Origin of the sequence: Sphingomonas radicis (assembly GCF_051400635.1) — a bacterium.
In the GTDB taxonomy this organism is placed as follows: Bacteria; Pseudomonadota; Alphaproteobacteria; order Sphingomonadales; family Sphingomonadaceae; genus Sphingomonas.
In genome coordinates, this window is the sequence record NZ_JBLFFG010000001.1 from 134,793 (window position 1) to 157,087 (window position 22,295).

Below are 22,295 nucleotides of genomic sequence, written 5' to 3' on the forward strand. Positions count from 1 at the left end.
TATGAACGACAAACCCAAGCTGCTGATCGTCGAGGACGATGCCGGGCTTCAGCGCCAGCTGCGCTGGGCCTATGACGGCTATGAGATAGTCACCGCCGCGAACCGCGAGGAAGCGATTGCCGCGGTACGCGCCGAGGAGCCCGCGGTGGTGACGCTCGATCTCGGCCTGCCGCCCGATCCCGACGGCACCAGCGAAGGCTTCGCCACGCTCGAGACGATCCTGACGCTGCGCCCGGACACCAAGGTGATCGTCGCCTCGGGCCATGGCGCGCGCGAATCGATGCTCCGGGCGATCGCGCTCGGCGCCTGGGACTTCTACCAGAAGCCGATCGACATCGACGCGCTGGGGCTGATCGTCGCGCGCGCCTTCCACGTCCATGCGCTGGAGGCCGAGAACCGCCGCCTCGCCGACCGCGCGGAGGCCGGTGCGGTGCTCGGCGGAATGATCACCGGCGCGCCCGAGATGCTCAAGGTCACCCGCACGATCGAGCGGGTGGCCGGCGCCGACGTATCGGTGATGCTGCTCGGCGCGAGCGGCACCGGCAAGGAGCTGCTCGCGCGCGGCCTTCACGAGGCGAGCCCGCGCCGCAAGGGCGCCTTCATTGCGATCAACTGCGCCGCGATTCCCGAGACATTGCTCGAAAGCGAGCTGTTCGGCCATGAAAAGGGCGCCTTCACCGGCGCGGTCAAGACTACCGAGGGCAAGATCGAGCTCGCGCATGGCGGCACGCTCTTCCTCGACGAAGTCGGCGACATCCCGCTTCCGCTCCAGGTCAAGCTGCTGCGCTTCCTTCAGGAGCGCGTGATCGAGCGGATCGGCGGCCGGAAGCCGATTCCGGTCGACACGCGGGTAGTCTGCGCCACGCATCAGGACCTCGACGCGATGGTGGCCGACGGCCGCTTCCGCGAGGATCTCTATTATCGCCTCGCCGAGATCGTGGTGCGGATCCCCTCGCTCGCCGAACGGCCGGGGGACGCCGGGCTGCTCGCGCGGCACTTCCTCAAGAAATATGCCGCCGCGATGAACCCGGCGGTGCGCAGCTTCGCCCCCGACGCACTCGCCGCGATCGACGGCTGGGGCTGGCCCGGCAACGTCCGCGAGCTCGAGAACCGCGTGAAGCGCGCGGTGATCATGGCCGACGGCAAGTCGGTCACCGCTGCCGACCTCGACCTCGACGGTGCCGCCGATTCGACGCCGATCAACCTCAAGGCAGTGCGCGAGATCGCCGATCGCAAGGCCATCCGTCACGCGCTCGCCCGTGCCGAGGGCAATATCTCGGGCACCGCGCGGCTGCTCGGCATCAGCAGGCCGACGCTCTACGACCTGATGAAATCCTACGATCTGCAACCCTAGCGTCTCGGCGCCGCCTGCCTCTATAGCGGCGCCGATGACCACCGATCCTCTCCTCCGCATCGCCGAGGCGCTCGAGCGGCTGGCGCCCCCGCCGGCACCGCCTGCCGACCCGCTCGCCCATCCCGCCTATGTGTGGCGCGGGCACAGCCTCGCCGCCGCGCGCGCCTTCGCTCCGCTTCCGCTCGACATGCTCCGCGGAATGGACGCGCAGCGTGACGTGCTGCTCGCCAATTTCGAGCGGCTGGCGAACGGCCATGCCGCGCAGGACGCGCTGCTCTGGGGCGCGCGCGGCACCGGCAAGTCGGCGCTGGTCAAGAGCGCAGTCGCGGCGGTTCAGGCCAAGGGCGGCAAGCTCGCGCTGGTCGAAGCCGCCACCCAGCACCTCGAATCGCTCCCCGAGCTGTTCGCGCTGCTCGCCCGGGCCGAGCGTCCCTTCGCGATCTTCCTCGACGATCTGGGCTTCGATGCCGCGGGAGACGCGCGCGCGCTGCGCTCGCTGCTCGAAGGCGGCGCCGAGGCGCGCCCGGCCAACGCCCGGCTGATCGTCACTTCGAACCGCCGCCATCTGGTGCCGCGCGACATCGCCGAACAGTCGAGCGCGATCAACCCGCGCGATTCGGTCGACGACAATCTCGCGCTCGCCGACCGCTTCGGGCTCAGCCTCGGCTTCCACGCGATCGATCAGGATACTTATGTCGACATCGTCCGCGGCTATGCCGAAGCCCATGGCCTGACCTTCGACCCCGCCGAAGCCGTCAACTGGGCGACCCGCCGCGGCAGCCGCTCGGGCCGCGTCGCGTGGCAATATGTCGTCGATCTGGCGGGACGCTCGGGCGTGACGCTCTAGCCGCATCGCAGCAAGGCAATCCGGAATACAGCCGCCCTAGCCCAGCGCCTCGACCTGCTCGGCCAACTCGAGCCAGCGCATCTCGGCCGCATCCTTCTCGTCGCGCAGCTGCGCAATCCCCTCGCTCAGCTTCGCGAACTTGCCCGGATCGCGCGCATAGAGTTCAGGATCGGCGAGCGCCGCCTCGTCCCTCGCGATCTGCGCCTCTATCTCCTCGATCCGCTTGGGGAGCAGATCATAGTCACGCTGGTCCTTGTAGCTGAGCTTGGTCTGCTTCTTCGGGGCCTCCGGCGCCGCGGCAGGCTTGGCGACAGCAGCCTTCCTCGCCTCCGCCCGCGGGCGGCGCCTGGCCTCCCAGTCCGCATAGCCGCCCGCCACGATGTCCACGCTGCCCGAACCGTCGAGCCCCAGCGTCACCGTCACCGTGCGGTCGAGGAAGTCGCGATCGTGGCTGACGATCAGCACCGTGCCTTCATAGTCGGCGATCACTTCCTGCAGCAGGTCGAGCGTCTCTAGATCGAGGTCGTTGGTCGGCTCGTCGAGCACCAGCAGGTTGCTGTGCCGCGCGAACTCGCGCGCGAGCAGCAGCCGCGAGCGCTCGCCGCCCGAAAGCGAGCCGATCTTGGCATCGACGAGGCTGGGATCGAACAGGAACTCCTTCAGATAGCCGTGGATGTGCTTCTTGGCGCCGAGCACCTCGATCCATTCGCCGCCGTCGGCGAGCACGTCGCGCACCGTCTTGTCGGGTGCCATCAGGCTGCGCTGCTGGTCGATGATCACTCCGTCGAGCGTCTTGGCGAGCCGCACCGATCCCTCGTCGGGCGCGAGCTCGCCGGTGAGCAGCTTGAGCAGCGTCGATTTGCCCGCGCCGTTCGCGCCGACGATGCCGATCCGGTCGCCCTTGGTGACGCGGAAGGTCAGATCCTTGATGATCGTGCGGTCTCCGAACCGCTTGGTGACGTGCTTGGCGTCGATCACCACCTTGGTGTTGGTGTCGTCGGCCGCGGTCACCAGCTTCGCCGCGCCCTGCGGGCCCAGCATCGCGGCCCGCGTCGCGCGCATCTCCTTGAGCTTCTCGAGCCGCCCCTGGTTGCGCCGCCGCCGCCCGGTCACGCCGCGCTGGAGCCAATGCTCCTCGAGCTTCAATTTGGCGTCGAGCCGCTGGGCGTTGCGCTCCTCCTCGGCATAGACCTGCTCGGTCCACGCCTCGAACCCGCCGAAGCCGATCTCGGCGCGGCGGATCGTCCCGCGGTCGAGCCACAGGGTCTGGCGCGTCAGCCGGGTGAGGAAGGTGCGGTCGTGGCTGATGACGATGAACGCGCCCTTGTAGCGATTGAGCCATTCCTCCAGCCATTCGATCGCGCCCAGATCGAGATGGTTGGTCGGCTCGTCGAGCAGCAGCACGTCAGGATTTTGCGCCAGCGCGCGCGCGATCGCGGCGCGGCGGCGCTCGCCCCCGCTCGCGGTCTTGGCGTCGCGCGCCAGGTCGATGCCGAGCTGGTCGGCGATCGCCTCCGCCTCGTACTGCGCCGGCGCGTCGTCGCCCGAAAGGACATAGTCTAGCAGGGTCGCGCAGCCGGTCATCCGCGGCTCCTGCTCCAGCATCACCACGCGCGTGCCGGGCACGATCGTGCGCCGCCCCTCGTCAGCATCGATCGCGCCCGCGATGAGCTTGAGCAAGGTGGTCTTGCCCGCGCCGTTGCGCCCGATCAGGGCCAGCCGGTCGCGCTCGCCGACATAGATATCGAGCCCGCGGAACAGCCAGCCGGAGCCCTGGTTCACGCCGAGATTTTCATATGCGAGGACGGGAGCTGCCATAATGCCTTTTGATCTGGGAGGCGGGCCGGGCCGCGCGTCGAACGATCTGCGCCACCTAGGGGCCGCGACTGTTGCCTGCAAGTTGCGCGCCGCTGACAAGAATGTTCAGGGGCTATTCAATGCCCCATCCCTATGCGATGCCGATGCGAATGCTGGTGAAACTCGTAATGTGCGCGTGCCTGGCAGCGGCAACGCTTGCCGAGCCTGCGGCAGCGCGCCCTGTGCTCGACCAGGATTCGGGGCAGGACGCGGCCAGCCAGCGCCGCCAGCGCGGGCAGATCCTGCCGGTTCGCGAAATCGAGCGGCGCGTCGTGCCGCGCATGCCCGGTGCCCAGTATCTCGGCTTCGACTTCGATCCGGGGTCGGACATTTACACGCTCAAATTCCTGCGCAATGGATCGGTGATCTGGTTGGATGTGGACGGCCGCACCGGCCGCATCCTTCGAAAGACCGGTAACTAGGCGCGCGGGGCCCACACCAAATTCGGGGACGAATATGCGACTATTGATCGTCGAGGACGAGCCCAACCTGGGCCAGCAGCTCAAGAGCGCGCTCGAAGGCGCCGGCTATGCCGTCGACCTCGCCACGGACGGCGAGGAAGGCCATTTCCTCGGTTCGACCGAGCAATATGACGCGATCATCCTCGATCTCGGGCTTCCCGAGATCGACGGACTGACCGTGCTCGATCGCTGGCGCAAGGAAGGCAAGACCACCCCCGTGCTGGTGCTCACTGCGCGCGACAGCTGGTCGGACAAGGTCGCCGGGCTCGATGCGGGCGCCGACGATTATGTCGCCAAGCCTTTCCAGACCGAGGAGCTGATCGCCCGCCTGCGCGCGCTCATTCGCCGCGCTTCGGGCAATGCCTCGGCCGAGCTGATCGCAGGCGACATCCGCCTCGACACCCGCTCGGGCAAGGTCACCAAGGCCGGCGAGCCGGTGAAGCTCACTGCGCAGGAATACAAGCTCCTCTCCTATCTGCTCCACCACAAGGGCAAGGTGGTGAGCCGCACCGAGCTGATCGAGCACATCTACGATCAGGACTTCGATCGCGATTCGAACACGATCGAAGTGTTCGTCACCCGCATCCGCAAGAAGCTGGGGCCCGACGTGATCACCACCATCCGGGGCCTGGGCTACAGCCTCGAGGAACCCGCTGGGGCGGCCTGATCGCATGTGGCCGTTCGGCCCTCGACGCACTCAGGACCCCGCTCCGCCGCCCGCTCCCGGCGAACCGCGTCCGCGCCCCTATGTGCGCGTGACCGGCTCGGTCAGCCGGCGCATGATCCTGATCGCCACCGCCTGGATCATGATCCTGCTGCTGGGCGGCGGCTATGCGCTCGATCGCGTGCTCACCGACGCGATGACGCGCAATTTCGACGATCAGCTCGATTATCTGCTCAATTCGATGATCGTCTCGGCCGAGCTCGGCCCCAATGGCGAAGTGATGCTCAACCGGGAGCTCGCCGACCAGCGCTTCCTCGAGCCCGCATCGGGCGCCTATTGGCAGATCAGCGGCCAGGGGTTCGAGACTTTCCCGTCGCGTTCGCTGTGGGACCGGCGGCTGCGCGTCAACCAGGTCCACGCCGACATGGACCTCCACATCTACGACAGCCGCGAATTCCCCGAGGAGCCGCTGCGCATCGCCGAACGTGATCTGAAGCTCCCCGGATCGCCAGTGCGCTGGCGCTTCCAGGTCGCGCAGAGCCGGATCACGCTCGATGCCGAGATCGCTGCGGTCCGGCGCACGCTGATCCGCAGCTTCGCGCTGCTCGGGCTCGGGCTGGTCGTGATGGTGGCGCTGCAGACCTGGTTCGGGCTGATGCCGCTCCGCCGCGTCCGATCGGAGATCGCGCGGCTGCGCGCGGGCCAGTCGACACGGATCGAGGACGCGATGCCCTCCGAAGTCGCGCCGATGGTCGAGGAGCTCAACGCGCTGGTCGAGCACAACGACCGTCAGGCCGAAGAGGCACGCCGCCATGCCGGCAACCTCGCCCATGCGCTCAAGACTCCGCTCAGCGTGATCATGAACGCCGCCGCCGCGGGCCAGGCCGACCTGCCTGCCACCGTGATCCGCGAAGCGCGGACGATGCGCCGCCAGATCGACCATCACCTCGCCCGCGCTCGCGCGGTCGGCCGCCGCGGCAGCGCACACAGCCGCGCCGAAATCTGGCCCTCGATCGAGGCCGTCGAGCGCGCGGTGGCGCGGCTCTATCCGGCGGTGCGGATCGACGTCGACGGGCCGAAGAACCTGGTCGCGCACATCGAGCGGCAGGATCTGGACGAGATCCTCGGCAATCTCGTCGAGAACGCCGCCAAATATGGCGGGGGGAGCGTGTTCGTGACCGCGCGCGCCGAGGCGGGGTTCGTCGAGATACTGGTGGAGGACGACGGCCGCGGCATCCCCGAGTCCGAGCGCATCCGCATCTTCGATCGCGGCGTGCGGCTCGACACCGGCAAGCCCGGCACCGGGCTGGGCCTGGCGATCGTGCGCGACGTAGCCGAGATCTACGGCGGCACGGTCAGCCTCGAGGAAAGCGAGGACCTCGGCGGGTTGCTCGTCCGGCTGCGGTTGCCTGCCGCGGGCTGATTCAGCCGTTGCGAAGCTGAAACGGTGCTGTCAAGCTCGCCGCGTCACCATTGCGGGGAGACGACGATGAACACCGATCGGCTTGGCGCCTATGCGCCCACGGTACACAGCGTTCTCAGGATCATGTCGGGGCTGCTGTTCCTGGCGCACGGCACGCAGAAGTTCCTCTCCTTCCCGCCTGGCGAGCATGCCGGCTTCGGGTGGACCTTCGCGGGGCCCGGGGCCTATGCCGGGGTTATCGAGCTGGTCTGCGGCGCGCTGATCGCGCTCGGGCTGTTCACGCGCCCCGCCGCCTTCCTCGCCTCGGGCACGATGGCGGTCGCCTATTTCCTCGGCCACGCACCGCAGAACTTCTGGCCGGTCAACAACATGGGCGACGCAGCGATCCTCTACTGCTTCGTCTTTCTCTATTTCGTGTTCGCCGGCCCAGGCCCGATCAGCCTCGACGCTGCGCGCCGCAAACCGAACGCTGGCTGAAACCCTAAAGCCCCTCCCCTTCGGGGGAGGGTCGGGGTGGTGCCTGCCCACACAGGGGAGGCCAACAGGATGCGAGCGCGGGACGCTTGCAATGTAGGATTTCGTTTGCTTCGCTCGGCCCGTGGCGTCGCGCGCCACGCGCTCTTTGACATCGATAGATACGCGCGCCTCGCGAAATAATATTACGAGATGAATCGCGTTTCCATGAAAAGAGTCAAAACTGCGCGCTCCACCGGAGCGCGAGTGCCCCTCTAATCCTCCCCCGCCAGGGGGAGGTGGCAGGCGCAGCCTGACGGAGGGGGAGGAAGCACGCCGCCGGTGTTCGGGCATCCGCCCCCTCCGACGCCTTTGGCGCCACCTCCCCCTGGCGGGGGAGGATTAGAGGGGCACCGCTTCGTTTCAGGGGGAAGCCGATACCGCCTACAACCCCCGCATCGCCTCGGCGGCGATCGCCAAGCTCCGCTTGCGCGCCTGATGGTCGAACATCGCGCTGGTGAGCATCAGTTCGTCTGCTCCGGTGCGCGCCACGAAGGCGGCAAGCTGCTCGCGGACCTTCTCAGGCCCGCCGATCGCCGAGGCCGAGAGGACATGGTCGAGCACCGCATTACCCTGCGCGCCCAGACTCTCGCGATACCCCGCCACCGGCGGCGGGAGCTGGATGCCTCGCCCGGTGCTGCGGATCGCGACGAAGGCCTGCTGCTGCGAGCTGGCGAGCAGCTCCGCCTCCTCGTCGCTGTCCGCGGCGAACACGTTGAAGCCCAGCATCAGCCACGGCTTGTCGAGCGCCGCCGAGGGCCGGAAGTTGCGGCGATAGACGTCGGCCGCTTCGTCGAGCATCGCCGGGGCGAAGTGCGAGGCGAAGGCATAGGGCAGCCCCAGCATCGCCGCGAGCTGCGCGCCGAACAGGCTCGACCCCAGAATCCACAGCTTCACGTCCGCGCCCGCGCCGGGCGTCGCCTGGATGCCGGTGCGGCCCCCGTTCGGATCATCGTCGGCGAAATAGCTCTGCAGCTCGGCCACGTCCTGGGGGAAGGCATTGGGATCGCTGTCCAGCGTCCGGCGCAGCGCCCGGGCGACCCGCTGGTCCGATCCCGGCGCGCGGCCGAGCCCCAGGTCGATGCGCCCCGGGAACAGCGCATCGAGCGTCCCGAACGCCTCGGCCACCTGGAGCGGCGAATGGTTGGGAAGCATGATCCCGCCCGCGCCGATCCGGATGCGGCTGGTCGCATGGCCGACATGCGCGATCACCACCGCAGTCGCCGCGCTGGCGATCCCTTCCATGCCGTGGTGCTCGGCAACCCAGTAGCGAGTGTAACCGAGACCTTCGACATGCGCGGCGAGATCGGCGGCGTTGGCGAGCGCCTGGCGGGCATCCCCGCCCTGGACGATGGGGACGAGGTCGAGCAGCGAATAAGCAGTCATGGCGCGGAGATGGGGCGTGCGCTCCCGCTCCGCTACCCCAGCTTTGCTGTGCGGCGGCAAAGCAAATCCGCATCCGCCGCGGCCATTGCGGATATCGCCCACGGACCCTAGAGGCCCGGGCGATGCTTCCGCAGCTCTCGCACGTCCGCAACTGGATCTTCGATCTGGACAATACGCTCTATCCGGTGAGCGCGAACCTGTTCGCGCTGATCGACGCGCGGATCGGCGAATATGTGCGCGAGCTGCTCCAGTGCGACGCCGAGGAAGCGCACCGCATCCAGAAGGGTTATTTCCACGCGCATGGCACCACCCTGTCCGGGCTGATGGCCGAGCACGGCGTCGAACCGCGCCACTATCTCGATTTCGTCCACGACGTGGACATGAGCGTGCTCGAGGCCAACGAAGCGCTGATCGAGGCGCTGGCGCGGCTGCCCGGGCGCAAGCTCGTCTTCACCAATGGCGACGCGCCCTACGCCGCCAAGGTGCTTGACCGGCTGGGGCTCGGCGCGACCTTTGAGGCGATCCACGACATCCACGCGACCGATTATCGCCCCAAGCCGGATCCGGCGGCCTATCAGGGGCTGTGCGACGCCTATGGTCTGGAACCCACTGAGTCATTGTTCGTCGAAGACATGGCGCGGAACCTCAAGCCCGCCAAGGCGATCGGCATGACCACGGTGTGGATCGACAACGGCTCCGAGCAGACGCCGGACCAGGACCGCAGCTTCATCGACTATACCGTCAGCGACCTCGGGCGCTGGCTGCACGAGATTTTGGAGGATTGAGATGACCGACCTCGCTTCGACGATCGACGCCGCCTGGGAAGACCGCGCCAGCCTGGGCTTCCATACCGAGGGCACGGTGCGCGAGGCGGTGGCCGAGGCATTGAACCTGCTCGATCGCGGCGAGGCGCGCGTCGCGGAGCCGGTCGCCGGGGGCGGCTGGCAGGTCAACCAGTGGCTCAAGAAGGCGGTGCTGCTCTCGTTCAAGCTCAACGACAATGTCGTGATGCCCGGCCCCGGAGGCGCCAACTGGTTCGACAAGGTGCCGTCCAAGTTCGCGAACTGGGGCGAGGCCGCCTTCCGCGAGGCGGGCTTTCGCGCAGTGCCCGGCGCGGTCGTCCGCCACGGCGCGCATGTCGCCAAGGGCGCGGTGCTGATGCCGAGCTTCGTCAACATCGGCGCCTATGTCGGCGAAGGGACGATGGTCGACACCTGGGCGACCGTGGGCAGCTGCGCGCAGATCGGCCGCAACGTCCACCTCTCCGGCGGCGCAGGGATCGGCGGGGTGCTCGAGCCGCTCCAGGCCGATCCGGTGATCATCGGCGACGGCGCCTTCATCGGCGCCCGTGCCGAAGTCGCGGAGGGCGTGCGCGTCGGCGAAGGCGCGGTGCTCTCGATGGGCGTCTACCTCGGCGCCTCGACCAAGATCGTCGACCGCGCCACCGGGCAGGTGTTCCGCGGCGAAGTCCCGCCCTATGCCGTGGTGGTGCCCGGATCGCTCCCCGATCCCAAGGGCGGCCCGTCGCTCTATTGCGCCGTGATCGTGAAGACGGTGGACGCGCAGACTCGCTCCAAGACCGGGATCAACGAGCTGTTGCGGGATTGAGATAGTTTCCACCGTTACGGCTTTCGCCGAGGCGACGGGATGGCGTAGGGTCGCGGCATGACCGAAGGCATGACCTACGGGCGCTATCTCGCGCTCGACCAGCTCCTCACCGCCCAGCATCCGCTGTCGGACCGCCACGACGAGCTGCTGTTCATCATCATCCACCAGACCAAGGAGCTCTGGCTCAAGCAGGCGATCGCCGAGATCCGTCTGGCGATCGAGCTGGTCCGCGCCGACAAGCCGGTCGAGGCGTACAAGAGCCTGGCCCGCGTCAGTCGCATCCAGGCAGTGATGACGCTCAGCTGGGAAGTGCTCACCACGATGACGCCCAGCGACTATTCGCGATTCCGCGACGTGCTCGGCACCAGCTCGGGGTTCCAGTCGGACCAGTTCCGGGCGGTCGAGACGCTGCTCGGCGTCCGCGGCGGCGGCGTGCCGGGCCCGCTCACCGACGAATTCGGCAAGCTGCCGAGCCTGTGGGACGAAGCCAACGCCGCGCTGGCCCGCGCCGGCTTCGACCTGCCGCCCGAAGCGCTGAAGCGCGACTGGCCGAAGCCCTATGCGCCGAGCAAGCAAGTCGAGGACGCCTGGGCCCAGGTCTATCGTGACACCGGCCGCTGGTGGGAGCTCTACCAGCTCGCCGAGAAGCTGGTCGACATCGACGACGCCCTCGCCACCTGGCGGCACAAGCATGTGCTGACCGTCAGCCGCGTCATCGGAATGAAACCCGGCACGGGCGGCACTCCCGGCGTGCCCTATCTCGCCTCGACGCTTTCCAAGCGCGCCTTTCCCGAGCTGTGGACGCTCAGGACCCAGCTATGAGCTGGAAGCGCCTGTTCCAGCGTGCGCTCGCCGCGGCGCCCGAGCGGCTGCATTTCGCCGCGCACAGCCATCATTTGTGGCCCGACGCGAGCTATGTCGGCCAGCTCGCCGCCTGGGAGGATGCCGCCCGGCTCGCCGATCGCAAATGGGAGCGGGTGATGGGCGAGATCTGGCCCGCCGCGCAGCAGCATGTGGCGGCCGAGCTGGGGCTTCCCGACCCCGCCACGATCGTCTTCGCACCCAACACCCATACCCTGCTGCTCGGCATCGCCTCGGCGCTGCCCCGTCGGCCGCTGCACATCCTGACGACCGACGGCGAGTTCCACAGCTTCCGCCGCCAGAGCGCGCGCTGGGAGGAATCGGGCGCCGCGGTGGTCGAGCGCGTGCCGCTGGAGCGACTGGTGGAGCGCGCCGCAAGCGGCGCGCACGACCTGATCTTCGCCAGCCATGTCCAGTTCGGCACCGGCCGTGTGCTCACCGGACTCGAAGAACTTGCAGCGCTTGCCCGCCCGGAAGGCCCCTGGGTGGTGATCGATGGCTACCACGGCTTCATGGGGCTGGAGACCGATCTTTCGGCCATCGCCGATCGCGTCTTCTACCTTGCCGGCGGGTACAAATATGCGATGGCAGGCGAAGGCTGCGCCTTCCTCCACGCGCCGCCCGGCTTCGGCCCGCGGCCAGAGGTCACCGGCTGGTACGCGGAGTTCGACGATCTCTCGCTCCCATCCGGCAGCATCGGTTACGCTCCCGATGCGCGCCGCTTCCTCGGATCGACCTTCGATCCCTCGGGCCTCTACCGCTTCGTTGCCGTGCGAGACATGCTCGCGGACGAAGGGATCACCACCGCGACGATGGCCGCGCACGCCGCGGCCCTGCGGAGCCGACTATTCGCCGATCTGCCGATCGAGGCCGAGCTGCTCAACCCGAGGTCACCGGCCCGTTTCGTCGCGCTCCGCGCACCGGAAGCGCAACGCTGGAAAGCCGAGCTCGAAGCCGAGGAAGTCATCGTCGACGTGCGCGGCGACGTGCTGCGGATCGGCTTCGGGCTGTACCAGGACACGCGGGACGTCGATCGGCTGGTGGAGGCGTTGGAGCGGCTCTGACGCGTCCAACCGCTCCACCGTTCGTGCTGAGCCTGTCGAAGCACGGCCGCAGGCGATCCGCTCGCGAATAAAGCGCCCTTCGACAGGCTCAGGGCGAACTGTAGAGAGTGCGCGCGTATCTCAATGCGCCCCGCCCACCCGCGGCACGCCGAGCCGCGGGATCTCGATCGCGGGACAGCGGTCCATCACTACCTTGAGCCCGGCCGCCTCGGCGCGTGCCGCGGCTTCCTCGTTGATCACGCCGATCTGGAGCCACACCGATTTGGCACCCGCGGCAATCGCCTCGTCCACCGCCTCGCCCGCCGCTATCGATCGGCGGAAGATATCGACCATGTCGATCGGCTCCCCGATCTGCGAAAGCTCGCGGAACACATATTCGCCGTGGACATGCTCGCCGGTGATCTGCGGATTGACCGGGATCACGCGGTAACCGCGGCTCTGGAGATACTCCATCACGCGGTAGCTCGGCCGGTCGGGCCGGTCCGACGCGCCGATCATCGCGATCGTCCGCGTCTCCTCGAGCAATTCCCTTATGTCTTCGTCGCGCGTGAGCGGCATGTTCTAGCCTCCGTTGGCGGCGAGCCAGTCGTCGAGACCGGCCGCCAGAGCGGCGAACGTCTCCGCCGCGGGGCCGTTCCCCGCCGCCGGCGGTTCGCCTGCGTCGGAAGCGGTCCGGATCGCTAATTCGAGCGGTACGCGCCCGAGGAAAGGCAGCCCCAACCGTGCCGCTGCCGCCTCGGCGCCGCCGCGCCCGAACGGATCCGAGATCTCGCCGCAATGCGGGCAGGCATAGCCGGCCATATTCTCGATCAGCCCCACCACCGGAACGCCCACCTTGCCGAACAGATCGATCGCGCGCGTAGCGTCGATCAGCGCAAGGTCCTGCGGTGTCGAGACGATCACCGCGCCTGCCGGTTTGTATTTCTGGACCATGGTGAGCTGGAGGTCGCCGGTGCCCGGCGGCAAGTCGAGGATCAGCACCTCGGCCTCGCCCCAGTCGCCGTCGATCAACTGGCCGAGCGCCTGCCCGGCCATCGATCCGCGCCACGCGATCGCCTGCCCCTCGGCGACCAGCCCGCCCATCGAGAGCAGAGGCACGCCGTAAGGCGTCTCGACCGGGATCAGCTTCTTCTCGCGCGCCTCGGGCCGCACGCCCTCTACGCCGAGCAGCTTGGGCTGCGAGGGGCCGTAGATGTCGGCATCGACCAGCCCCACCTTGCGTCCGCGCCTCGCCAGCGCGATCGCGAGGTTGGCCGCGACGGTGGACTTGCCCACGCCGCCCTTGCCGCTCGCCACTGCGATCAGCCGGCGCTGGCGCCGCTCGCTCGTCTGGAGCACGCGGACTTCGCTGACTCCGGGCAATCGCTCCGCCGCGGCACGAACGTCGGCCTCGAGTTCATCGCGCGCCGCCGCACCGAGTCCCGTCACGTCGAGCACGATGCTCGCGCGGCCGCCCTCGATCCGAGTCGTCGCGCGGCCGGCGGCGATGGGCGCAAGCGCCGCCTTCAGCTGTTCGATATCGCTCATTCGGGGGCACATAGGCGCACAATCGCGCGCCGCCACTGTAAATCCGCGGGCGCGCACTTATAAAGGCAGGATGGCAAAACTCATTCGCTGGCTCGCAGGCGCCGGCATTTTTCACAACGAGGCTCCCAAGAGCCCCTGGGGCAGCGGCGGAAGCGGCGGCCAGGGCGGCGGCTCCGGCGATGGCGGCAACGGCGGCGGCCCGCGCAATCCCTGGTCCTTCCCCCCCGAGGGCCGGCGCCCGCGCGGCAGCACCAGCAGCACGCTCGACGAGCTGCTCAAGCGCGCGCGCAGCGGAGGCGGAGGCGGTATCCCCGGCTTTCCCAGCGGCGGCCGGATGTGGCTGATGGTCGTGGGCGCGCTGTTGGCGGTCTGGATACTCTACACCAGCACCCATTCGATCGGCCCGCGCGAACGCGGCGTCGTCACCACGCTGGGAAAATATTCGCGCACGCTTAATCCCGGCAGCTTCCAGTTCACCTTGCCCGCGCCGATCCAGCTCGTCGATGTGGTCGACGTCGCCAATATCCGCACCGAGAATTTCCCCGCGAGCGGTGAGAATCTGATGCTCACCGGCGGCCAGAACATCGTCGACCTCGCATATTCGGTGCGCTGGGACATCAGCAGCGCGGTCGACTATAAATTTCAGATCGCGCGGCCCGAGGACACGGTGCGCGCGACCGCGGAGAGCGCGATGCGCGCGGTCGTCGCCACCACCCCGCTCAACGAAGCGATCGGCGAAGGCCGTGCGCGGATCGAGGGCCAGGTCCAGACGCTGATGCAGCAGATCCTCGACGAATATCGCTCGGGCATCCGCATCCAGGGCGTCGCGATCCAGAAGGCCACTGCGCCCCAGGCTGTGGACGAGGACTTCAAGCAAGTCACCGCTGCGCAGCAGGAGGCGCAGGCCAACAAGAACAACGCCAACGCCTATGCCCAGCAGGTTATCGCCGCGGCGCAGGGCGAGGCGGCCGAGTTCGACAAGATCTACGAGCAGTACAAGCTCGCTCCCGAGGTGACTCGCCGCCGCATGTATTACGAGACGATGGAACAGATTCTCGCGCGCACGGACAAGACCGTGGTCGAGGCACCCGGCGTCACCCCCTATCTGCCGCTCCCGGCACTACGCTCCAGACCCCCGGCCGTGGACGAAGTGCAGGCGGCCCAGCCAAAGGGAGGCACCGCACGATGACCCGCAACTGGCTCCGCAGCCCCGTCGCGATCGCTGTCGTTGCGGTTCTCGCGCTCGTCGTCGTGCTCAGCACGATCACGATCGTCCCCGAGACCAAGCAGGCAGTAATCCTCCGGCTCGAGCAGCCGCGCGGCAATCCGATCAACGCCTATCAGCCGGGCGAGCAATATGGCCGCACCGGCGCCGGCGTGATCTTCCGCATTCCCTTCATCGATCGCGTCGTCTGGGTCGACAAGCGCGTGCTCGACATCGACCTGCCCAACCAGCCGGTGCTCTCGACCGATCAGCTCCGGCTCGAAGTCGACGCCTATGCGCGCTTCCGCGTCGTCGATCCGCTCCGTATGGTGGTGACCGTCGGCAACGAGGAGCGCGTCCGCGACCAGCTCCAGCCGCTGTTCGGTTCGTCGCTCCGCAACGAGCTCGGCAAACAGCCTGCTTCGGTGCTGCTCAGCCCCGAGCGCGGGCAGGTGATGGAGAACATCCAATCCTCGCTCCAGAAGCTGGCGAGCCAGTACGGCGTCGAGATCGTCGATGTCCGCATCAAGCAGACCGAGCTGCCTTCGGGCTCGCCGCTGCAGAGTGCGCTCGACCGCATGGCGACCGCGCGCCGCCAGGAAGCCGCGACGATCAAGGCGCAGGGTCTCAAGGAAGCCCAGATCATCCGCGCGACCGCCCAGGCACAGGCCGCGCAGATCTATGCGCAGGCGTTCAACAAGGACCCGGCGTTCTACGATTTCTATCGCGCGATGCAGTCGTATCGGAATACCTTCCTCGCTCAGGGCGAGGGCAAGGGCGAGACGCAGATCATCCTTTCCCCGCAGAACTCCTATCTGCGCGAGTTCATGGGGCAACGATGAGCCTGTCACTTCGTTCATATTCAAACGGCGTTCAGCAATCCGGCGCAAGAAGTTGCGCCGAACGCTTCTCCTTCCTTTGAGAGGACTCACACACGTGCGTTACGCTTACGCTCTCACTACTGCCCTTGCCCTCAGCGGCGCCGCCATCGCGATGACGCTCGAGCACCCGGCCGGTGCGCAGACCGCGCAGAACGAGCCGGGCGCGATCCAGGCGGAGGTGCCTCGCTCCGGAGCGCCGATGAGCTTCGCCGACATGGTCGCCAAGCTGCAGCCCGCGGTGGTCAACATCTCCACCACGCAGCGCATCACCGGCAACGCCAATCCGTTCGCGGGCACGCCGTTCGAGATGTTCGGCGGCCCCAGCCAGCCGGTGACCCGCCAGGCAGAATCGCTCGGCTCGGGCTTCCTCATCTCGGCCGACGGCTACATCGTCACCAACAATCACGTCGTGACCGCGGGCACCCGCGGCGCGGTGGTCGAATCGATCAACGTCACGCTTTCTGATCGTCGCGAGTTCAAGGCGCGGCTGGTCGGCCGCGACGTCGCCTCTGACCTCGCCGTGCTAAAGATCGAAGGCAGCAACCTGCCCTTCGTCCGCTTCGGCGATTCGCGCCAGGCGCGCGTCGGCGATTGGGTGGTGGCGATCGGCAGCCCGTTCGGGCTCGGCGGATCGGTCACCGCGGGCATCATCTCGGCGACGCACCGCGTCACCGGCCAGGGCGGCGCCTATGACCGCTTCATCCAGACCGACGCTTCGATCAACCGCGGCAATTCGGGCGGCCCGATGTTCGATCTTCAGGGCAATGTGATCGGCGTCAATTCGCAGATCCTTTCGCCCACTGGCGGCAACGTGGGCATCGGCTTCGCCATCCCTGCGGAGCAGGCCAAGCCGATCGTCGACACGCTGATGAAGGGAGGCGCGGTGCAGCGCGGCTATCTGGGCATCCAGATGCAGGACGTGACTCGCGACATCGCCGAGGCGCTCGGCATCCCCAGCGGCCGCGGCACGCTGGTTGCACGCGTCGAGCCGGGCGAAGCCGCTGAAAAGGCCGGCATCCGGCAGGGCGACGTGATCGTCCGCGTCAACAATCAGGAAGTGACGCCCGATCAGACGCTGAGCTTCCTGATCGCCAATGTGCCGCCGGGCACCCGCGTTCCGATCGAGCTCATGCGCGACGGCAAGCGCCAGACGGTGACGGTCACCGTCGGCACGCGCCCGCCCGAGGACCAGCTCGCCGGCTTCGACCCCGAGGCGGCCGAGGACGGCATCCCGGGGCAGGACGGCGAAGAGAGCGCGCCGGCCTCGGCGTCGCTCGGCATCGCAGTCACGCCGCTCACCCCGCAGATCGCGCGCAGCATCGGCGTCGATCCGCAGGTCAAGGGCGTGGTCGTGCTTGGCGCCAGCCCGACCAGCGATGCCGCTGCCAAGGGCATCCGCCGCGGCGACGTGATCGTCAATATCAACCGCACGCCGGTCGCGACCGCTGCGGACGTGTCGCGCATCGTCGCAGAGGCGAAGCGCGCGGGCCGCAACCAGGTGCTGCTCTACGTCCAGCGCCGCAACATCGGCAATTTCGTCGCCGTCCAGATCGGCGAGTAAAATCTGCCCGATTCGGGCTGCCAAATGCCCGTTTCTCCCCTAAGCTCCTTCCCTCGACGGGAGGAGGCACGATGGGAGAGACGGGCATTTTCGTGGGCGCCGCTAGCGGCAAGCCCCAGGAACTGGTGCTTCGGCGCGCCAACCGCCACGGGCTGATCGCGGGCGCGACCGGCACGGGCAAGACGGTGACGCTCCAGGGCCTGGCCGAGGGCTTTTCGGCGCGCGGCGTCCCGGTGTTCGTCGCCGATGTGAAGGGCGATCTCGCCGGGCTCGGCATGGCCGGATCACCCACCGCCAAGGTGCATGCGAGCTTCGCCGCCCGCGCGCAGGAGATCGGCGATACCGAGTGGCGCTATGCGGAGACGCCGGTGCAGCTCTGGGACCTGTTCGGCGAGCAGGGTCACCCGATCCGCACCACCGTTTCCGAAATGGGCCCGCTGCTGCTCGCACGGCTGATGGGGCTCAACGAAGTCCAGGAAGGCGTGCTGACGATCGCCTTCACAGTCGCCGACAAGGACGGGCTGCTGCTCCTCGACCTCGACGACCTTCAGTCGATGCTCACGCACTGCGCTGACCGTGCCGACGAGCTTACCGCCACCTATGGCAATGTCTCGAAGCAGAGCGTCGGCGCAATCCAGCGTTCACTGCTCCAGCTCCGCTCGCAGGGAGCCGCCAATTTCTTCGGGGAGCCAGCGCTCGACATCGCCGATTTCATCCGCACCGACGACAGCGGCCGCGGCGTGGTCAACGTCCTAGCTGCCGACAAGCTGATGGCCAGCCCGCGGCTCTACGCCAGCTTCCTGCTCTGGCTGCTCTCGGAACTTTTCGAGACGCTCCCCGAGGTCGGCGATCCCGACAAGCCCAAGCTCGTCTTCTTCTTCGACGAAGCGCATCTGCTGTTCGAGGACGCGCCCAAGGCGCTGCTCGACAAGATCGAACAGGTCGTCCGCCTCATCCGCTCGAAGGGCGTCGGCGTCTATTTCGTCACGCAGAACCCGATCGACATCCCGGAGGACGTCGCCGGCCAGCTCGGGAACCGCATCCAGCACGCGCTCCGCGCCTTCACCCCGCGCGAGGAGAAGGCGATCCGCGCGGCGGCCGACACGTTCCGCGCCAATCCGGGGGTCGACGTCGCAACCGTCATCACCGAATTGAAGGTCGGCGAGGCGCTGGTTTCGCTGCTCCAGGAGGACGGCGCGCCGAGCCCGGTCCAGCGCACGCTGATCAAGCCGGCCGCCTCGCGCGTCGGCCCGCTTACGCCCGAAGAACGGAAGGTGCTGATCGAGACCGACGCGATCGGTGCCAAGTATAACGAAGCGATCGATCGCGAATCGGCCGAGGAGCTGCTCGGCGCCAAGGCGCAGGAGGCCGCCGCCGCCGCCGCCGAAGCCAAGGCCGCGACCGAGGCCGAAAAGGCCGCCGCTGCCCAGGCCAAGGAAGATGCACGGCTCGCCAAGGAAGCCGCTCGCGCCCAGCGCGAGGCCGAACGCGCCGCAGCCAATTCGCCGTGGAACCGCGCCGTCAAGTCGGCGACGCGCTCGGCGAGCTCGGCAGTGGGCCGTACCGTCGCCGGCGAAGTCTCCAAGGCCGTGTTCGGCAGCAAGAGCGGCGGCGGCGTGATCGGCGGGCTTGTCCGGGGCGTGCTCGGCGGGCTGTTCCGGGGGTAGGTGCCCAAAAAACCCTCTCCCGCTTGCGGGAGAGGGTCAGCACCTCAAAACCGCAGCCGCGCGTCCACTACCGCCCGATCGTCCTGATACAGGGCCCGGCCGATCCGCCGCTCGATGCCCAGCCCGAAGTCCACCGGACCGTTGGCCAGCCGCACCCCTCCGCGCAGCTCGCCCCATTGTGCGCCCCCGTTGACCAGCGGCAGCAGCATCGCTGCGTCGGGCGCCGCGACGAAGCGCACCAGCATCGATCCGCGGTCGCCCGCCACCACCTGCACATAATCGGCGGTGAACTGGGGCAAGAGCGTCCACGCCCCTATGCGCGCCGAACCGGCGAACTGCATGCCGGCGCGCCCTTCGATCGTCGAGGAGCTCAGCCGGTCGACCTGCAGCGCCACTTCGCCCCCGCCCTCGCGGAACGGCCGATAGGCATAGGCCGAATAGCCGATCGAGACCCGGGGCGTCGCCGTGATCGCCTGCGCGAGCGGCAGGTTCACGCCCAGCTCCGCGCGCGCCGCATAGTGATCGACGTTGGCGCTCGCGCCGAGCGCATAGCCCATCTCGCCCGTGCTCGCGTAGCGGCGCAGCCCGGTCTCGGTCCGCTCCGCCATGCCCAGCCCGGCGACATAGACGCCCCCGCCCAGCCGGTGCGAACCATAGACGGTGAGCTGGGTCACCCGCGTATCCGCCTCCGCCTGGTCGAGCCCGGGCCGGCTCGTCCCCTGCGAGAAGCCCATCGCGGTGCCCAGCGTGGTGAACGGCGCCACTTCCATCTCGAGCCCCATGCCCATGTACCAGCTCTGCTGGCCATTCGCCTGGCCCGCTACACCATAGCTGCTGCGTCCGCTGACGAAGCCGCCCGAGACGAAGCCCGAGACATTTTCAGGGAGCGCGCCCACGCTCGCCTCGCTCGGCAGCATGCCCCTGAGATTGCTCGACCGCGCGATCGACTCACCCCGGTCGAGGCTCGCCAGCCCGGTCAGCGCACCGGGCGTGCCGACGATGCTCAGCCGTCCGCCGAGCCTGCCGGTGCCAAGCATCGACAGACGGTCGGTGACGGCATTGAGCATCACCGTCGACTGGCGTTCCTGGAGCGATCGTGATTCGCCGATGATGCTCGGGTTGAGGCCGTTGAGCGTGGCGGAGAGTCGGGCCGGCTCCATCAGGTCTATCGATCCGTAGAGGTTCGAAAGGTTCGAATAGCTGCCGTCGCGCAGGCTATCGAGCGCCTGTGCGAAGATGCCCGCCAGACCCTTCGCATTGCCCAGATAGTCGAAGATCGATCCAGCCTTCAGCGTCACATGCGCGGCATTGGGATCATAGGTTACCTTGGCCGTGAGCAGTCCCAGCGTGCTCAGCACCTGGGAGAACTCGCCGTCCACGCCGCCCGTGGCGGTGAGGAAAGTGAAGCTCTGCCCGTGCCGCGGCGTCGAGAAGGGGCTGCCGCGGTTGAAGATCACCGTCCCGTCGAGCGCGGCAATCCCCGGATTGAGCGCGTCGCCGGCCACGACGAGCTTGTCCGTTGCCGTGCGCGACAGATCGATGCTGAGCAGCGCGCCCGAGGAAAGGATGACATCACCCTGCACCGTCAGCGTTCCGATCCCGCTGCCGCCCGGCGCGACCAGAGCGCGCCCGATGGTGAGATAGGTCGGATCGAGCGTGCCCGAGCCGGAGAGGATGCCGGTCGCCACCAGCGCCTCGCGCGTGCGGAGCAGCCCGTCGACGTTGGTCCAGCCGGACCACTGCGTGAAATCGGTGAGCACGCCCAGCTGCCCGCCGGTCCGCACGTCGAGCACCGTCGCGCCATCCACCGTCAGCCGATCGATCGTCACGTCGCTGCCCAGGCTGGTGATCCCCGGCGCGGCGAGCGTCACGTCATAGTATCGCGCCCGCACACCCGCAGCCGGATCGGCAACTACGTTGTCGGGCACGAAGTTGCGCGTGCCCGGGCCGCCGGGAACATAGACCGGCGCGCCGTCGCCCTCGGGCACCGGCGTCGCCTCGGGATCATCGGCCAGGTCGATGCAATCGGCGAGGAAGCACACCGAACCGAATTTGGGAGTGTTGCCCGAGACACCAAGCGCAGGCGTGTCGGGAAGCCCGTTCACCAGCTCGCCATCGCGGACGATCGCATAATTGGGGTCCATCGCCTGGACCCAGTGCTTCGGATCGGTCCAGTCGCGGATGCCGGCGCGATTGGTGGCATAGACGTAGCTGTTGTTGGCGACGATCGCATCCCAGAACAGGAACAGCGGCTGGTAGAAACTATGCGTGCCGTAGCTTGAATCGGGCTGCGCTGTGAAGAAGCGCGAGCCGCCCGAGAGCACGCCCGCGACCACCGGCCGGTCGAACGCCTCGTCCACGATCAGCGGTCCGCCCGAATCCCCGCCCGCGGTACCGCCCTCGCGGGGAAGCGCTTCGCCGTCGAAGATATCGAAGTCATAGCGGCCGGTCGCCGGGTTGAACGCCCCCTCGCCCGCCGGGCTGTCGAGATCGAGCATGTAGAGGCTCTGCGGATTCTCCGCCGGTGCGGGGCCGAACAGCCAGTCGTTGCGATCGTCGAGCGAGCCGAGCACTGAGAGCATGTTCTCCGCCACGCGGCGGCGGAAATCGATGCCGATCGCGCCGCTGGTGCCGGTCCCGCGGCTGCCATAGCCGGTGACGACTGCGTGGGTCTGCTCGGTCAACGGCGAGAAGAGCAAGGTCCAACTCGGGATGTCGGTCGCGGGCGTATCGAGCGTCGCGAGCGCAATGTCGGCCTCCAGAAATCCTTCGGAGCTCGGCGCGAGTGATCGCTGGTCGTACCAGACCTGCTCGACGTTATAGAGCGCGTTGGCGGTATTGGTGGCGTAGCCGGAATTGAGCCATTGGATCAGCGGGGGGCGATTGTCGGCTTTGAAACCGACGCTGATCGCCGTGCCGCCGCTCGCCGAGCCATAGCTCTGGGCCGGAACGTCGTTCACGCAATGGGCTGCGAAGATCACCGTGCGCGGATTGATCAGCGTGCCGGTGCAAAGGCCGACGAAGCCACCGCCCTGATCCGTCACTACCTGCCCAACGCCGGTGATGTCGACCGGATCGAGCACGCCGCCGGGCGGAGGCGCGTTGGGGTTGAGATCGTCGCGGACCACGATCTGCGGCTCCTCGGTGGGTGCCACCGATACGATATCCTGCGCGAATGCCGAGCCGGACCAGACGATTGCCGAAAGTGCCGCGGATCCCGCGAGCATGCGCCGCAGCGCCGTACGAGCCGGTGTCGATAACATGGCCTTGACTCCCCTGTTCGGGAGCGGCGCCCATATCCGCGAGCCGCCGCCGCTCCCGGGAAGTGGGACCGACGAACCCCCGCTCGGGATTCGACAATCCCGGCGACTCGCATCGACCAGCCTATCAGCGGTTGCGCGTCATGGAAGCGAAACA

19 protein-coding genes are annotated in these 22,295 nt (G+C 68.0%); 14 read left to right on the forward strand and 5 right to left on the reverse strand.

The genetic code is table 11. From position 1 onward, the window contains the following. Position 1: 1 nt before the first annotated feature. On the forward strand, positions 2–1,354 hold the full coding sequence (prsR, locus tag ACMGDH_RS00625) for a PEP-CTERM-box response regulator transcription factor (RefSeq protein WP_436827194.1): 1,353 nt from the start codon (positions 2–4) through the stop codon (positions 1,352–1,354). 34 nt (positions 1,355–1,388) lie between these two features. Further along, complete coding sequence (locus tag ACMGDH_RS00630) at positions 1,389–2,201, forward strand: ATP-binding protein (protein ID WP_436825986.1); 813 nt, start codon at positions 1,389–1,391, stop codon at positions 2,199–2,201. Between the two features lie 36 nt (positions 2,202–2,237). Here the strand turns inward: ACMGDH_RS00630 and ACMGDH_RS00635 are convergent, their stop codons facing one another. Then, entirely contained in the window at positions 2,238–4,019 is a 1,782-nt protein-coding gene (locus ACMGDH_RS00635) for an ABC-F family ATP-binding cassette domain-containing protein (protein WP_436825987.1), read from the reverse strand. Between the two features lie 119 nt (positions 4,020–4,138). On the opposite strand from ACMGDH_RS00635, the gene ACMGDH_RS00640 reads away from it, so the two are divergent. From ACMGDH_RS00640 to ACMGDH_RS00655, 4 genes are all read left to right on the forward strand, one after another. Next, the gene (locus ACMGDH_RS00640) at positions 4,139–4,480 is read left to right on the forward strand and encodes a hypothetical protein (RefSeq protein ID WP_436825988.1); all 342 of its coding nucleotides are present in this window, start codon (positions 4,139–4,141) and stop codon (positions 4,478–4,480) included. Between the two features lie 34 nt (positions 4,481–4,514). Then, positions 4,515–5,186 carry a response regulator transcription factor gene (locus ACMGDH_RS00645; RefSeq protein ID WP_436825989.1) on the forward strand — a complete coding sequence of 224 codons (672 nt, stop codon included), beginning with the start codon at positions 4,515–4,517 and terminating at the stop codon, positions 5,184–5,186. A 4-nt stretch (positions 5,187–5,190) separates the two neighbouring features. Beyond that, positions 5,191–6,606: a sensor histidine kinase gene (locus ACMGDH_RS00650; protein WP_436825990.1), complete on the forward strand. Its 1,416-nt coding sequence runs from the start codon at positions 5,191–5,193 to the stop codon at positions 6,604–6,606. Positions 6,607–6,672: 66 nt separating this feature from the next. After that, positions 6,673–7,083, forward strand: a complete 411-nt coding sequence (locus ACMGDH_RS00655) for a DoxX family protein (RefSeq protein ID WP_436825991.1) — start codon at positions 6,673–6,675, stop codon at positions 7,081–7,083. Between the two features lie 420 nt (positions 7,084–7,503). Here the strand turns inward: ACMGDH_RS00655 and ACMGDH_RS00660 are convergent, their stop codons facing one another. Beyond that, complete coding sequence (locus ACMGDH_RS00660) at positions 7,504–8,505, reverse strand: LLM class flavin-dependent oxidoreductase (protein WP_436825992.1); 1,002 nt, start codon at positions 8,503–8,505, stop codon at positions 7,504–7,506. Between the two features lie 122 nt (positions 8,506–8,627). On the opposite strand from ACMGDH_RS00660, the gene ACMGDH_RS00665 reads away from it, so the two are divergent. Genes ACMGDH_RS00665 through ACMGDH_RS00680 form a run of 4 tightly spaced genes read left to right on the forward strand, consistent with a single transcriptional unit; the run spans position 8,628 to position 12,038 of the window. Beyond that, a complete protein-coding gene (locus ACMGDH_RS00665; RefSeq protein WP_436825993.1) occupies positions 8,628–9,290 on the forward strand; it encodes a pyrimidine 5'-nucleotidase in 663 nt (220 codons plus the stop codon). A gap of 1 nt (position 9,291) precedes the next feature. Continuing rightward, positions 9,292–10,113, forward strand: coding sequence for a 2,3,4,5-tetrahydropyridine-2,6-dicarboxylate N-succinyltransferase (dapD, locus tag ACMGDH_RS00670; RefSeq protein WP_436825994.1), 822 nt, complete (start codon positions 9,292–9,294; stop codon positions 10,111–10,113). A 57-nt stretch (positions 10,114–10,170) separates the two neighbouring features. Next, positions 10,171–10,935, forward strand: a complete 765-nt coding sequence (locus tag ACMGDH_RS00675) for a tryptophan 2,3-dioxygenase (protein WP_436825995.1) — start codon at positions 10,171–10,173, stop codon at positions 10,933–10,935. Then, complete coding sequence (locus ACMGDH_RS00680; RefSeq protein ID WP_436825996.1) at positions 10,932–12,038, forward strand: aminotransferase class V-fold PLP-dependent enzyme; 1,107 nt, start codon at positions 10,932–10,934, stop codon at positions 12,036–12,038. The genes ACMGDH_RS00675 and ACMGDH_RS00680 overlap by 4 nt, the downstream gene beginning before the upstream one ends. Positions 12,039–12,158: 120 nt before the next feature. On the opposite strand, the gene ACMGDH_RS00685 is transcribed toward ACMGDH_RS00680, so the two are convergent. Together ACMGDH_RS00685 and ACMGDH_RS00690 are read right to left on the reverse strand one after the other, a co-directional pair. Further along, a complete protein-coding gene (locus ACMGDH_RS00685; RefSeq protein WP_436825997.1) occupies positions 12,159–12,596 on the reverse strand; it encodes a CoA-binding protein in 438 nt (145 codons plus the stop codon). Between the two features lie 3 nt (positions 12,597–12,599). Next, positions 12,600–13,565, reverse strand: a complete 966-nt coding sequence (locus ACMGDH_RS00690; protein WP_436825998.1) for an Mrp/NBP35 family ATP-binding protein — start codon at positions 13,563–13,565, stop codon at positions 12,600–12,602. A gap of 70 nt (positions 13,566–13,635) precedes the next feature. Between ACMGDH_RS00690 and hflK the strand changes: the two genes are divergently transcribed. From hflK to ACMGDH_RS00710, 4 genes are all read left to right on the forward strand, one after another. After that, positions 13,636–14,754: a protease modulator HflK gene (gene hflK, locus ACMGDH_RS00695; protein WP_436825999.1), complete on the forward strand. Its 1,119-nt coding sequence runs from the start codon at positions 13,636–13,638 to the stop codon at positions 14,752–14,754. After that, positions 14,751–15,611, forward strand: coding sequence for a protease modulator HflC (hflC, locus tag ACMGDH_RS00700; protein WP_436826000.1), 861 nt, complete (start codon positions 14,751–14,753; stop codon positions 15,609–15,611). The genes hflK and hflC overlap by 4 nt, the downstream gene beginning before the upstream one ends. Positions 15,612–15,705: 94 nt before the next feature. Then, positions 15,706–17,211, forward strand: coding sequence for a Do family serine endopeptidase (locus ACMGDH_RS00705; RefSeq protein ID WP_436826001.1), 1,506 nt, complete (start codon positions 15,706–15,708; stop codon positions 17,209–17,211). A 71-nt stretch (positions 17,212–17,282) separates the two neighbouring features. Further along, on the forward strand, positions 17,283–18,878 hold the full coding sequence (locus ACMGDH_RS00710) for a helicase HerA-like domain-containing protein (protein WP_436826002.1): 1,596 nt from the start codon (positions 17,283–17,285) through the stop codon (positions 18,876–18,878). Positions 18,879–18,922: 44 nt separating this feature from the next. Here ACMGDH_RS00710 and ACMGDH_RS00715 read toward each other — a convergent pair whose 3' ends face one another. Further along, the gene (locus ACMGDH_RS00715; protein ID WP_436826003.1) at positions 18,923–22,141 is read right to left on the reverse strand and encodes an autotransporter domain-containing protein; all 3,219 of its coding nucleotides are present in this window, start codon (positions 22,139–22,141) and stop codon (positions 18,923–18,925) included. Positions 22,142–22,295: the final 154 nt, after the last annotated feature.